This window comes from Gilliamella sp. Pra-s60, from assembly GCF_009795755.1.
Classification (GTDB): domain Bacteria; phylum Pseudomonadota; class Gammaproteobacteria; order Enterobacterales; family Orbaceae; genus Gilliamella.
The window spans coordinates 100,155-113,721 of sequence record NZ_WTFA01000002.1; the positions used below are offsets into that span (position 1 = coordinate 100,155).

The 13,567-nt window shown below is 34.7% G+C and carries 14 protein-coding genes; 4 read left to right on the forward strand and 10 right to left on the reverse strand.

The genetic code is table 11. The features are described 5' to 3' along the window. Positions 1-4: 4 nt before the first annotated feature. The 6 genes from purK to GQ596_RS02115 all read right to left on the reverse strand — a co-directional run bounded on the left by purK (position 5) and on the right by GQ596_RS02115 (position 7,398). Positions 5-1,075: a 5-(carboxyamino)imidazole ribonucleotide synthase gene (gene purK / locus GQ596_RS02090; protein ID WP_160400031.1), complete on the reverse strand. Its 1,071-nt coding sequence runs from the start codon at positions 1,073-1,075 to the stop codon at positions 5-7. Between the two features lies 1 nt (position 1,076). Further along, positions 1,077-1,577, reverse strand: a complete 501-nt coding sequence (purE, locus tag GQ596_RS02095) for a 5-(carboxyamino)imidazole ribonucleotide mutase (RefSeq protein WP_160400032.1) — start codon at positions 1,575-1,577, stop codon at positions 1,077-1,079. A 786-nt stretch (positions 1,578-2,363) separates the two neighbouring features. Further along, positions 2,364-2,714, reverse strand: a complete 351-nt coding sequence (locus GQ596_RS02100; protein ID WP_160400221.1) for a RidA family protein — start codon at positions 2,712-2,714, stop codon at positions 2,364-2,366. A gap of 25 nt (positions 2,715-2,739) precedes the next feature. Beyond that, complete coding sequence (gene uvrB / locus GQ596_RS02105; protein WP_160400033.1) at positions 2,740-4,746, reverse strand: excinuclease ABC subunit UvrB; 2,007 nt, start codon at positions 4,744-4,746, stop codon at positions 2,740-2,742. A 391-nt stretch (positions 4,747-5,137) separates the two neighbouring features. Then, positions 5,138-6,598 carry a molybdate ABC transporter ATP-binding protein ModF gene (gene modF, locus GQ596_RS02110; RefSeq protein ID WP_160400034.1) on the reverse strand — a complete coding sequence of 487 codons (1,461 nt, stop codon included), beginning with the start codon at positions 6,596-6,598 and terminating at the stop codon, positions 5,138-5,140. Between the two features lie 23 nt (positions 6,599-6,621). Next, positions 6,622-7,398 (reverse strand): TOBE domain-containing protein, encoded by a 777-nt coding sequence (locus tag GQ596_RS02115; RefSeq protein ID WP_160400035.1) that lies wholly within the window; start codon positions 7,396-7,398, stop codon positions 6,622-6,624. A gap of 278 nt (positions 7,399-7,676) precedes the next feature. On the opposite strand from GQ596_RS02115, the gene modA reads away from it, so the two are divergent. The 3 genes from modA to modC are packed head-to-tail and all read left to right on the forward strand — an operon-like array spanning position 7,677 to position 9,868. Then, positions 7,677-8,444, forward strand: a complete 768-nt coding sequence (gene modA, locus GQ596_RS02120) for a molybdate ABC transporter substrate-binding protein (protein ID WP_160400036.1) — start codon at positions 7,677-7,679, stop codon at positions 8,442-8,444. A gap of 47 nt (positions 8,445-8,491) precedes the next feature. Beyond that, positions 8,492-9,184: a molybdate ABC transporter permease subunit gene (gene modB, locus GQ596_RS02125; RefSeq protein WP_160400037.1), complete on the forward strand. Its 693-nt coding sequence runs from the start codon at positions 8,492-8,494 to the stop codon at positions 9,182-9,184. A gap of 3 nt (positions 9,185-9,187) precedes the next feature. After that, a complete protein-coding gene (gene modC, locus GQ596_RS02130; protein WP_160400038.1) occupies positions 9,188-9,868 on the forward strand; it encodes a molybdenum ABC transporter ATP-binding protein in 681 nt (226 codons plus the stop codon). Here the strand turns inward: modC and GQ596_RS02135 are convergent. From GQ596_RS02135 to GQ596_RS02150, 4 genes are all read right to left on the reverse strand, one after another. Continuing rightward, the gene (locus GQ596_RS02135; RefSeq protein WP_160400039.1) at positions 9,847-10,599 is read right to left on the reverse strand and encodes a UDP-2,3-diacylglucosamine diphosphatase; all 753 of its coding nucleotides are present in this window, start codon (positions 10,597-10,599) and stop codon (positions 9,847-9,849) included. The two genes, modC and GQ596_RS02135, sit on opposite strands and share 22 nt — an antisense overlap. Next, complete coding sequence (ppiB, locus tag GQ596_RS02140) at positions 10,592-11,083, reverse strand: peptidylprolyl isomerase B (protein WP_160400040.1); 492 nt, start codon at positions 11,081-11,083, stop codon at positions 10,592-10,594. Before ppiB ends, GQ596_RS02135 begins: the two co-directional genes overlap by 8 nt. 90 nt (positions 11,084-11,173) lie before the next feature. Then, positions 11,174-12,025, reverse strand: a complete 852-nt coding sequence (gene folD, locus GQ596_RS02145) for a bifunctional methylenetetrahydrofolate dehydrogenase/methenyltetrahydrofolate cyclohydrolase FolD (RefSeq protein WP_160400041.1) — start codon at positions 12,023-12,025, stop codon at positions 11,174-11,176. A 69-nt stretch (positions 12,026-12,094) separates the two neighbouring features. Then, positions 12,095-12,784 carry a DUF2884 family protein gene (locus GQ596_RS02150; RefSeq protein ID WP_160400042.1) on the reverse strand — a complete coding sequence of 230 codons (690 nt, stop codon included), beginning with the start codon at positions 12,782-12,784 and terminating at the stop codon, positions 12,095-12,097. 476 nt (positions 12,785-13,260) lie between these two features. Here GQ596_RS02150 and GQ596_RS02155 point away from each other — a divergent pair, with 476 nt between their 5' ends. Continuing rightward, positions 13,261-13,527: a GrxA family glutaredoxin gene (locus tag GQ596_RS02155; RefSeq protein ID WP_091119919.1), complete on the forward strand. Its 267-nt coding sequence runs from the start codon at positions 13,261-13,263 to the stop codon at positions 13,525-13,527. Positions 13,528-13,567 lie beyond the last annotated feature (40 nt).

Below are 13,567 nucleotides of genomic sequence, written 5' to 3' on the forward strand. Positions count from 1 at the left end.
ATTGTTATAATTTTTGTTTCGCCCATTCAATGCTGTTTTGATAATCATTAGGTAATAGCGGTTTTAGAGCGTCTAATTCTTTTAATAATTTACTAGATTGGTTATGAGTCAAGTTTAAATGCCCTACTTTACGCCCTACTCTTACTTCTTTTTCATACCAATGTAGATGCACCAAATCGATAGATAACCAATTAAGATTTAATTCTGTTCCAATCAGGTTAACCATAACCGACGGTGCAAATACAACGGGCTTAGGAAGTGGTAAACCAAGGATTGCACGAAGATGTAGCTCAAATTGGCTTATTGAAGCACCATTTTGTGTCCAATGACCGCTATTATGTACTCGCGGAGCCAGTTCGTTAATCAGTAATTTATCCCCCACAATAAAGCATTCCATCGCCATTACACCAATATAATTTAATTTATGCATAATGGAAGATAGCATTTTTTCAGCTTTTGCTTGTAATAAAGGTGATTCGTTTGGTAGTGAAACGCTCATTTTTAAAATGCCATCTTGGTGCAAATTGTTGGTAAGTGGGTAAAATACCGTTTCACCTTTTGCATTACGCGCTCCCACTAATGACATTTCTTTTTCAAATGGGATAGCCTGCTCAACAATAGCGTTCTGATAAATATCATCTGGCACAGTAATTAGGTCATTAATGGCTATACGCCATTGCCCTCGTCCATCATAACCACCAGTTCGACGTTTAACAATTAATCGATCGCCAAGTTCAGTAAATAACCTTGACCAATCTTGAGGGTGATCAAGCGAAAACCATTTCGCTGTCGGTAAACCCAGTTCGTCAAGCAACTCTTTTTGGGTTAAACGATCGGCAATAATTGGAAAGACATCTCGATTAATAAAATGAGGATGTTTAGCTAAAACTTGTGTAAAAGGGGTATCTGACCATCGTTCAATTTCCGCTGTGATCACTGACTGTTGATATGGAATAGTAGCAGGATCAGCATCTAAGCCAACAGGATAGACTTTAATGCCTAGTGGTTCTCCCGCTTGTTTAAGCATTCGCCCTAGTTGACCATTACCTAATACACAAACAGATTGAGTTTTCATATTATGCATCCACTCTTGGATCTGGGTGATTTAACACTTCATCAGTTTGAGTTAATCGCCATATTGATAAACGCTGATAAATATCTTTATCGTGTAAAGCAAGAATTTGTGCAGCAAGTAATGCCGCATTAGCCGCACCAGCTTTACCTATAGCTAAGGTACCAACAGGAATACCTTTAGGCATTTGAACAATAGAATAAAGGCTATCAACACCACTTAATGCGGCACTTTGCACCGGAACACCCAACACAGGAACAAGCGTTTTGGCGGCTAACATACCAGGTAAATGAGCAGCACCTCCAGCACCAGCAATAATCACATTAAACCCTTGCTGAGCGGCATTTTCAGCAAAACGAAATAATTTATCAGGAGTACGGTGAGCTGAAACGATTTCGACATGATAAGGAATTGTTAACGCATCAAGGATATCGGCTGCGTGTTGCATAGTAGTCCAATCGCTTTTGGAGCCCATTACAATGGCAATTCTAGGTTGAGTATGCATGGCAAATATATGAATAATTAAAATAAGATGTATGCGAAGTATACACTAAAATTTAATTAATGGGGATAGTGATGGTTTTATCAATTAATAATTAATTGGTATGTCCACACTTTTTAGTTCCCCAAAGATAAGGTCATCGATCTCTTTTGCATTCAATAAGTGACCATTGTCACCATTATTTGACATATTCGGTATCGAAATACAGTAATTGCTCATTTTCTAAGCTCTACTTACAGACGCCTTGTACTATAAGCACGATAATTTTTATTAAAAATTTCACCCACAATTTCACTAAGTTGAATATCTTGCTATTGCTAGGTCAATTGCCGTTGATAATAGAAACGATTTCTGGTTACATTTAAACATAGGCATAATGCACATAAGCTGTATCGATGCTTATTGTGTATAATTAACTCAATTTTCGTCCCACTATCAACGCAGCTTGCTTTATGTTATCGCTCTCCATTAATGTTCGATGTCGAATTTCATTTACCCAAAGAGCAAGAGATTATATTTACTGATGTTAACCAACAACTGCATGACATACTCAATGTCTATCACTAGCAGATGGAAAGTTGTAGAATCAGCAAATATTTAGTGACGCAAAAGACTGACAACTAAAACCTAGCGATTTACTCACTTTTATAATACCGTTAAAGTGCATAAAGCGATTTTAGGGAAAACGCCTTATGTTTTAGCTCAAGAATAGGTAAATACACCCATTTGTTTACAAGAACTTAAATTGATGCCACCGAATAGCAAATAGTATTGGCAGTAATCACAATATTAATTTTTTACTGCTGCCACAATTTTAATTTCGATTAAATATTCCTTTTTCATTAATCCCGCTTGTACAGTGCAACGTACAGGAGCGCTTCCCTTGGCTACCCATTCGTCCCATGCTTTATTCATTGCGACAAAGTCATTTTTATTAACTAAAAATAATGTTGCATCCAATATATGTGATTTATCGCTGTTAGCTCTAGCTAACATTTTATCAATTTCGGCTAAAGCACTTTTAGTTTGGATATAAGCATCATTTTCAAGATTAGTAGGAATACTTGTGTAATAAATAACGTTATTATGAATTACGGCTTCGGACCAACGTTCTTCTGGATCAATTCGTGTTATTGTCATCATATTTTCCTTATCAGATGGTTAATTAAGACACTTTAATAAAATCAGCACGCAATTTTTTTATTTCATCGCGTAGTACACCAGCTTTTTCAAATTCAAGATTCTGAGCTGCTTCATACATCATTGCTTCAAGTTCTTTCACTTTTGCCTGAACCTCTTTAGCTGAGACATACTGATACTGTTTACCATGTTCAAATGCTTGTATTTTAGCCGTTGATTTTCTAGTACTTAAACCAGCCTCTAGTATGTCCTTGATTTCTTTGCGTACCGATTTTGGTGTAATGCCATGTGCAGTATTAAAATCTTCCTGTTTTTGACGACGGCGAGCTGTCTCATCAATCGTTTTTTGCATAGCAGGCGTAATTTTATCGGCATATAATATCGCTTTACCATGCACATTTCGAGCTGCACGACCAACGGTTTGAATAAGTGCACTCTCTGAGCGTAAAAAACCTTCACGATCAGCATCCAATATAGCAACTAACGACACTTCAGGTATATCAAGACCTTCTCGCAATAAGTTAATGCCTACTAGCACATCAACTTTACCTAAACGTAAATCTCGAATAATTTCCATTCGTTCAACCGTATTAATATCTGAATGCAAATATTTGATATTGACATCATGTTCTGACAAATAATCTGTTAAGTTTTCTGCCATACGTTTAGTTAATGTAGTTACTAAAACGCGCTCATTATTCTTAGTGCGAATTTTGATTTCGGATAACAAATCATCAACCTGAGTCGCAACAGGTCGTACTTCAATAATAGGATCTAATAGCCCTGTAGGCCTAACTATTTGATCTATAATTTCGCCACCCGATTTTTCAATTTCATATTTAGCAGGAGTTGCTGACACGTAAATGGTTTGTGGCATAATATTTTCAAATTCAGCAAATTTTAATGGTCGATTATCTAATGCTGATGGTAAACGGAAGCCATATTCAACAAGATTAAGCTTGCGTGAACGGTCACCGTTATACATTGCGCCAAGTTGCGGAATTGTCACATGTGATTCATCAATGAATAATAATCCATCAGCAGGTAAATAATCAAATAATGTGGCTGGCGGATCGCCTGGATTACGCTGTGCCAAAAAACGTGAATAGTTTTCGATTCCTGAGCAGTAACCTAGCTCAGTCATCATTTCAATATCAAATAGTGTTCGTTGAGTTAAGCGTTGTTCTTCTAACAAACGATTATTATCTAATAATACTTTTTGACGTTCTTTAAGTTCCTGCTTAATTTGGGCAATCGCGTTTTCCATTATATTTCTTGGCGTAACATAGTGTGTTTTGGGATAAATAGTTATCCGTGATACTTCATTTATGCCATTACCTGTGAGCGGATCAAACATAACAATTCGATCGACTTCATCATCAAATAACTCTACACGCACGGCAAGTTCATCTGAATCAGCCGGAAAGATATCAATCACATCGCCTCTAACACGAAACGTGCCACGACTAAAGCCTATTTCGTTACGAGTGTATTGCAATTCGGCCAAACGAGTCAAAATTGAACGCTGATCAGTTATGGTACCTTTCGTTAAGTGCAATATCATCGACATATAGGTTTCTGGCGCACCTAAACCATAAATTGCTGATACCGAAGCAACGATTACAACATCACGTCGTTCTAATAGCGATTTAGTGGCAGAAAGACGCATCTGCTCTATATGTTCATTAATTGATGCATCTTTTTCAATAAATGTATCGGTTGAAGGAACATAAGATTCGGGTTGATAGTAATCGTAATAAGATACAAAATACTCAACCGCATTTTCTGGGAAAAAGGCTTTCATTTCACCATATAATTGAGCTGCCAATGTTTTATTGTGAGCTAAAATAATTGTTGGACGATTATACGCAGCAATGACATTGGCCATGGTAAAGGTTTTACCAGATCCTGTTACGCCCAATAATGTTTGGTGTGCAATCCCGTCTTGAAGATTTTGATTAATTTTTCTTATTGCTTCAGGCTGATCACCAGCAGGTTTGAATTCGGAACATAATTTAAATTTTTTCATCACATCGCAACCAATATTTTACCTATTAATAAAAATTATCCCCAAAAGGACTTGACCTTTTAATATTTTATATTTTTCATTCAAATTGCTTTTTTATTTATAAAAAAAACAATTTACCAATGACTTGATTTATACTAACTCATTGATAAAAAATAAAAAATAACTTAACGGTTAACTTGCAATCAAATCAAGAAAAATCCTGATAGTTACTGAGGTTAGCGTTTTTTTCAATAAACTATTAACAGAGTTATCCACAGGCAACGGGGATAACTTCATAAGTACCTTTTTTATAAACTTTTTTCAATTATCAAGACAAATTTTCAAAAAAAAATCCCTTTTTTTTGGATTGTTATTCCTATTTTTAATATCACTTTCAATAGGTATAACTAATTGCTTAGCTTAACTGTTCAAATTGATATTGATAGCTATCATCAAAGTCTAGAACAAAAGTTAATCGGTGAGTGATACATTTTGGCGCATCTTCTGCATGATGAGACACAAATAACAACTGCGTATGACCTTCACTAATTAAGCGATCTATCCAACATTTTACTAATTCCCGATTAAGATGATCGAGGCCTTGTAAAGGTTCATCTAAAATAAGCAATGTTGGATGTTTAACCAAAGCTCTAGCTATCAATACTAAACGTTGTTGTCCCCAAGAAAGTGATTGAAAAGGTTTATCAGCCTGTGCTTGTAAACCTAACAACTTTAACCATTCATCAGCCAATTTAGTTTGTTTATCGCTGGTGGTTTGATATACACCAATCGAATCAAAATAACCAGACAATAACACGGTTTTAACGCTCGCATTAACGCGATAATCTAAATGTAAACTGCTACTGACATAACCAATATGGCGTTTAATATCCCAAATTGTTTCACCTGATCCACGTTTACGACCAAATAAAATAAGATCATTGCAATATCCTTGCGGATGATCACCGGTTATTAAACTTAATAACGTCGATTTACCTGCACCATTAGGCCCGACAATTTGCCAATTTTGCTTGGCTTTGACTTGCCAAGTTAACCCATTAATAATGGCTTTATCATCGTAATGAACATAACCATTATTTAATATGATACGATCTAATTCATCAGTTAATTGAATTGGTGGTTCATCGGCTTCAGGTAATGGCGTATTGGGTATATTTTCCAAATTGACCAATTGCTTGACTGTTATATCATTCAATATTGTGTCTTTTGTATCAATTTTCAATAGTTGACAATCCGCTAATATACCAATATTTTTGATAAAGCTAGGAATTTCATTAAAACGATTTAAAACAAGAATAACCGTGATATCTTGCTTAGCAAGATCAGCAAGAACTTCGGCTAAATTTTCACGCGATGCAACATCTAAGCCATCAAAGGGCTCATCTAATATCAGCAAATCGGGTTGTTGCATCAAAACTCGACAGATTAAGGTTTTGCGTGTTTCACCTGTTGAAAGATATTTAAATCGTCTAGTTAATAAATGACCGATACCAAATTGGTTTGCTAATTGTTGACAAAGCACTTGATTAAAACTGTTTTCTTGAATGATTTGCTCAGTGGTTAATCCTATATCATTTTCACCTTCACTTAGCATATCAGTATTATTCCGCTTCCACTCATCATCAATTAGTTTCTGTAACTGCTCAAATGAAATATAAGCGGTTGATTTAAATTGATTGTCTACCCTACCTGACAATAGTGTAAGCTCGCCAGATAATGCTTTAACTAACATAGATTTACCGCTACCATTGCGACCAATGCACGCTAAATTGCCACCTTGATAAACTTCTAGTTTTTCAATACTAAAAACCTTATAGTCACTGATTTTATAAACCGCATTTTCTATTTGTAACATGAATACCTCATCTTAATAAAATACTAAACTAAAGTAGCGATAATAATATTTTGCGGATCAATAGAAAGTGTAATTTGCTTACCTTCGGTTAATGCGCATTGTTCAATTTCACGAGTTTCTCTGCTGGCGTAAATCATGATTCCAGAAGGTAATGAAAAGGTAATATCACTCCAATCACCATCAGTTGTTATATTTTCAACTTTCATCAATAAACGATTTTCATGGGTATCATTTAATTCAATCAATGGTGCCTTGATTAATAAAATAACAGTTTTATCTGGGCTTAATTTTAATCGTTGCACACTTGGTTGAGTAATATAGACCTTTAATTGGGTTTGGCTATCATCTAGTTGAACCGTTACAAAGCCTGCAACACCATTGCTTTCTATTTGTTTAACGCTACCATATAATTGATTGCGAGCACTGGTTTGCAATGATAATTTAGCTGTTGCTTTTAATATATCGTCTAATGGTACTTTATCATCCCTAAGAATATTAAAAGCATGTTGTTGTAACTGAGTTAATAACTCATAAAGTTGTATAAACCTAATGGCGTAATCACTTAACTTAGTCCCTCCTCCTTTTTTACCGCCAATTTCGGTAATTAAAAAAGGGTTAGGTGCTAGTTTGTTAATTTCATTGGTAGCATCCCATGCCGTTTTATAGCTAATACCCACTTGCTTAGCAGCCTGACTTAATGAGCCTGTTTGATCGATTGCTTTTAACAACGCAATGCGCCTTGGATCAGTAAATAACTGCTGATGTATATTTAACGTTAATAAAATTTCAGGAGAAAACATAATTTAGCACCACAAATGACCACTATCCAATTAGAACAAAGACGATTAATCATTGTAGACGCTTTTTAGCATTCTTCAAAACTTGTTAAAAATCTTATTGATCATTCTACCTCATCAGTTTAATTGTACTTTGTGGATAAATTTTGCTAACATCGATATGTATTATTTTATATAACGATAATTAAGCATTCTGCTAAAAAATAAAAATATACTTTTAAAAACAAATAAATATCATTGACGACTCAAATTAATAACGACTTTTGATTGTGAGGAAAAGAATGAAAAAAATTATTGGAATTATCACTACTATCGTCATAATGGCGATGACATATTCAGCATCGGCAGTTGAAAAAGTGGCAGTTGAAAAAATCACAGTATTTGCCGCCGCATCATTAACAAATGCAATGCAAGATATCGCAACAAGTTATAAAAGGGAACATAAAGATGCCGACATTGTGTTTTCATTTGCATCCTCATCAATATTAGCTAAACAAATTGAACAAGGGGCCCCCGTAGATATTTTTATGTCAGCCGATCAAAAATGGATGACTTACTTAATTGAGCATAATATTGTTAAAAACAAACAAGATCTATTGAAAAATGCATTAGTTCTTATTGCACCCAAAAATTCGCAAGTAGGTAACGTTTTAATTAATAGCAATACCAATTGGCAGGCGATTCTACCTAAAGGTGAAAGGATTGCTATTGGTGATCCTGATCATGTGCCTGCTGGGCTCTATGCAAAAGAATCACTCACCAACTTAGGCGTATTCGACAAATTATCACCGCAATTTGCCCCAGCAAGTAATGTGCGTGATGCTTTGATGTTAGTAGAACGTAACGAAGCAGCGCTTGGTATTGTCTACAGTACTGATGCCAAAGTAAGTGATAAAGTAAAAATTGTTGGAACGTTTCCTGCAAATACATTCAAATCGATTGAATACCCAATCACGTTATTAAACTTAAAAGCGAACGATTTTTATCAATATTTAAATTCACCGCAAGCAAAAGCTATTTTTGAAAAATATGGTTTTATAATTAAGTAGTTTACGCTGGTGAAATAATACAATACAACTATGTCATTAAAACAATTATGTTATTAAACGAATTTGAATGGCAAACCTTGCTACTTAGTTTAAAAATAGCCTTTGCTGCAATTGGGTTTAGTTTACCCATTGGTATTTTAACAGCTTGGATATTAGCACGCTGTCAATTTTGGGGTAAATCGCTATTTGACAGTATTGTACATCTTCCTCTTGTTTTACCACCAGTAGTTTTAGGCTATTTATTACTAATCACCATGGGGCGACACGGTGTAATTGGTGAGTGGTTAAATCACTACTTAAATATCAGCTTTGGTTTTAATTGGCAAGGTGCTGCTTTAGCTTCGGCTGTGGTCGCCTTTCCACTCACGGTACGCTCAATTCGTTTAGCCATTGAGTCAATTGATATACGTCTTGAAAATGTGGCTAGAACCCTTGGTGCTTGTCGATGGCGAGTATTTATGACAATCACGTTACCCTTAGCCTTTCCGGGGGTTTTAATGGGAATAGTGCTAGGTTTTGCTCGTTGCTTAGGGGAATTTGGTGCCACAATTACGTTTGTATCAAATATTCAAGGTGAAACCCGTACGCTACCGCTTGCCATGTACACAATGTTACAAATTCCCGATGGCGAACAAGGTGCATTACGGCTTTGTATTATTTCTATCATGTTATCGCTAATTGCACTATTTTTATCTGAATTATTAAATCGGTGGCATAAAAATAAACTTGCTGGACAATAAATTATGTTAAAGATACAGGTTAGCAAACAGCTTGCTTCGTTTTCGTTCCAATTCAATCATAATATTGATTGTCAAGGTATTACTGCTATTTTAGGTGTTTCGGGATCGGGTAAATCAACCCTAATCAATCTTATTAATGGATTAATTAAACCAGACCACGGTTATATCGAACTAAATAACAGGCCACTAGTTGATTGTGATAAACACCTTTTTGTTGCGCCAGAAAACCGCCAAATTGGTACCGTTTTTCAAGATGCATTACTCTTTCCCCATTATACAGTGACTAAAAATTTGACTTATGGAGCTAAAAATATCGAATCGTCAAGGTTTGACGAAATCGTAAATGTGCTTAATATTCGCCCACTATTAAATCGTTATCCAGCTATGCTATCAGGTGGTGAAAAACATCGCGTAGCAATTGGTCGAGCACTATTAACAGATCCTTTACTGCTATTGATGGACGAACCACTTTCTGCACTTGATATGCCAAGAAAGAAAGAACTATTAACCTATATTAATAAATTAGCTAACGAATTAAATATACCTATTATTTATGTTACGCATAATATTAATGAAGTTAAACAAATTGCTAACAATGTCGTCATTTTAGAGCAAGGAAAGCCTATTGAGTTTGGTAAAACCAGCCAAATTTTGCAAAGTAATTATTTAAAAGAGTGGTTATAAAGTTCGAAAAGATCGCTATTTTGCGCTTGTTTAACATATGTCACCCCATCATGCCATGCGCCAAGGACTAGGCGAGTTACTGGGCGACCATTTATTTGAAAGTGGTGAGTTGCTGGTTTGTGTGTATGGCCATGAATCATAATATCGGCATTATGCGCCATCAACATATCAACTACCGCTTGTTGATTTACATCCATAATAGATTCAGATTTAATTTGATTATGCTGACTACTTTTTTTCCTTAACTTAGTGGCAATTTTAAGTCGAATAAACAGTGGCAAAAATAAAAATAGTTTTTGTAACCATTTATTATGCATCACTTTTCGGAATTTTTGATATTGAAGATCATCAGTGCACAGTAAATCGCCATGTAAAAAAACAACATTTGTTTCTTGATTAGGTAAACAATTAACCTCTGGTAATAAGGTCATATCACACTGCTGAGCATACTTTTTGCTCAACAAAAAATCACGATTACCATGAACAAAATATTTTTTGATATTACGTTTTGATAAAGATTGTAGCGCTTGTGCAACCTGGTAATGTAAATTTGTTTTTATATCATCACCAACCCAGTAATCAAATAGATCGCCTAAAATGTAAAGCTCACAATTGTCAGGTAGTGCATTTAGAAAAGACAAAAAGCCTGCGGTTATATCACTATAACCAAAAGCAGGCTCATTATCGGCTAGATGAATATCAGCGATAAAATAACGAACAGGATTATTCAACCGTTACACTCGTAATAACAATATCTTCCATAGGGACATCTGAATGCATACCACTGCGTCCTGTTTTAACGGCTTTAATTTTATCAACCACATCAAGACCGTCTACAACTTGTGCAAAAACGCAATAGCCATAACCATTAACATCAGCAGAACGGAAGTTAAGATAATCATTATCTACTACATTGATAAAAAATTGAGCTGTTGCAGAATGTGGATCAGATGTACGAGCCATGGCTAAAGTACCGCGATCATTCTTTAAACCGTTATCAGCTTCATTTTTAATAGGAGATTTGGTTTTTTTCTGCTTCATACCGGGTTCAAAACCGCCGCCTTGAATCATGAAATTATTAATAACACGATGAAAGATAGTATTGTTATAAAAACCGTCTTTGCAATATTCAACAAAATTTTTAACTGTTTCTGGCGCTTTGTCATCAAAAGTTTCGATTTTAATATCACCTAGATTAGTGTGAAATATAATCATAAAAAATTCCTTACTCTCTTCTTTAATTTAACGTAAATAGATAAATTCCAAACAATGAGATTACATTAATTTTAACTACATTAATTTTAGTTACTTGCTAAACTTTTCACAAGCTTCAAGCGTGTTACTCATCAACATAGCAACAGTCATAGGACCAACACCACCAGGAACTGGGGTTATCCAACCAGCTCGATTAACGGCAACATCAAACTCAACATCACCAACAAGTTTACCATCAGGCAAGCGATTAATACCAACATCAATAACAATTGCCCCAGGTTTAATCCATTCCCCTTTAACATAGTTAGGAATACCGACTCCTGCAACAACAATATCGGCATTGCTAACATGTTTTGCTAAATCAACCGTACGGCTATGAGTAATGGTGGTTGTGCAGCCTAATAATAATAGCTCTAACGCCATAGGACGACCAACAATGCTAGATGCCCCAACCACTGTGGCATTTAAACCTGATAGATTAATACCTGTTGATTCAAGCATTTTAACTACACCATATGGTGTACATGGTCGCAAAATAGGGTCACGTTGTAATAAGTGCCCAATATTGTAAGGATGAAAACCATCAACGTCTTTACTTGGTTCAATATGTTCAAGAACCTTGGTTTTGTCAATATTATCAGGCAAAGGGAGTTGCACTAAAATACCATGCACATCTGGACGTTGATTGAGTTCATCAATTAATGCTAACAACTCATCGGTAGTAGCCGATGGGAAATCATAAGCAAAAGAAACAAAACCAACATCGTCGCACGCCTTTTGCTTATTTTTGACATAGATTTTTGATGCAGGATCTGAACCTACTTGTATAACAGCAAGTCCAGGAACAGATAAGCCACTTTCAACACGCTTGTTGACTTTGCTGGCAATGTCATTACGAATTTGTTGCGATAACGCCTTACCATCAATTATTTGTGCACTCATAAGCATAAGTTTCCGTTTAGCTATCATAGTAAAGGCGTCATTTTCGCAAAAGTTTTTATTAATGTCTATTTACTTGTGAATGGATTGTTTAAGTTGCGTTAATATTTGCTCATATTGCCCATCGATATCGGTAATAACCGAACAAATATGAGCATCAAACGCCTTTAATTTCGGTTTTTGCGCTTTCCACTCATTTTTAGAAATAGTCTTGATTGCGCTTAAATTTTTGAAAAAATTCAAATGTAAAATACTGCCACCCACGACATTATAAAAAATGTGTTGACCAATATCTTCTCCATCTTTTTTTAGATTATTGAAGTTTTGGTAAGAAAACTGCGTATTGCCATTTTCGGTACTAATTGAGCCATGTAGCAACTTAACTAAACGTTTATATAATTTGTTTAATTCACTTTTTAGTTCACTATCATTGCTAAGGTGATTTTTTATTGCCTGTTCAAAAGTTATTTTAACTTCTAACAATAAATTTAACGACTGCTGCTCTAACAGTGGTAATTGTTGGCGTAAATCTTGTTGAAAATAGACTAGTTTTTTTTGTAATGATGGGTTGGGTGAAATTGATCTGTTATTTAAAACCACATTACCATTTTGCATGATAGTTAAATCATCTTTTTTATTAAAAATATGCACGCTTTCTTTATTGATGGTAATATCATAGCTAGGTTTAACCGCACACTCTTTTTTTGCAGCAAATGCAATGATAGGCAGTAATAAAGTAATCAATAATAATCTTTTTAACATATTCATATCCAGCTATTTAATTAATGATGATTATAACGTCTATCAGGAAATAAATATAATAAAGTTGAACGTATGCTCTAATTGAAAAAATACATAAATCAGAATTAACCTATACTATTTATTTAATCTTTGTAAAAGACCGATTAAGCTTTATAAATACCTACTAAAACCATCAAAAAAACTTCAATAAAATCAACACCTTTCCTGAACATTTTTTATACCAATAAATTCTCTTTTATTGAGTTAAAAAGGATCAATAAGTTGCCTTTTATGGTGTGTGATGCTTTTAATAGTCAATCTAAATTGTGAAAAAATAAGCAACCAATTGCAAGTTTTGATATATAAAGCCTGATTAGCTTTTAAAGTGTATCATCAATAGATATAATCTATTTAATTAACTATATTTAACAACTTTTTTTTAATTAAAAGTAACGTATAGTAATGATATAGTAAAAATAACTTATTCGAGGTGACAAATGTATACTGTAATTTTTGGACGTCAAGGTTGTCCTTATTGTGTTCGTGCTAAAGAGTTAGCCGAAAAACTATCTCAAGAGCGTGATGATTTTTCTTATCGTTATGTGGATATAAATGCTGAAGGTATTACTAAAGAAGATCTTTCTAAAAGCGTAGGTAAACCTGTTGAGACGGTACCACAAATCTTTATTGATGAAAAGCCAATCGGTGGCTGTACTGATTTTGAAGCCTATGCAAAAGCGCATTTAGGACTTTTTAAAGAATAAATAACACGCAATTTTTTGCTAAAAGCCACCTTTAAGTGGC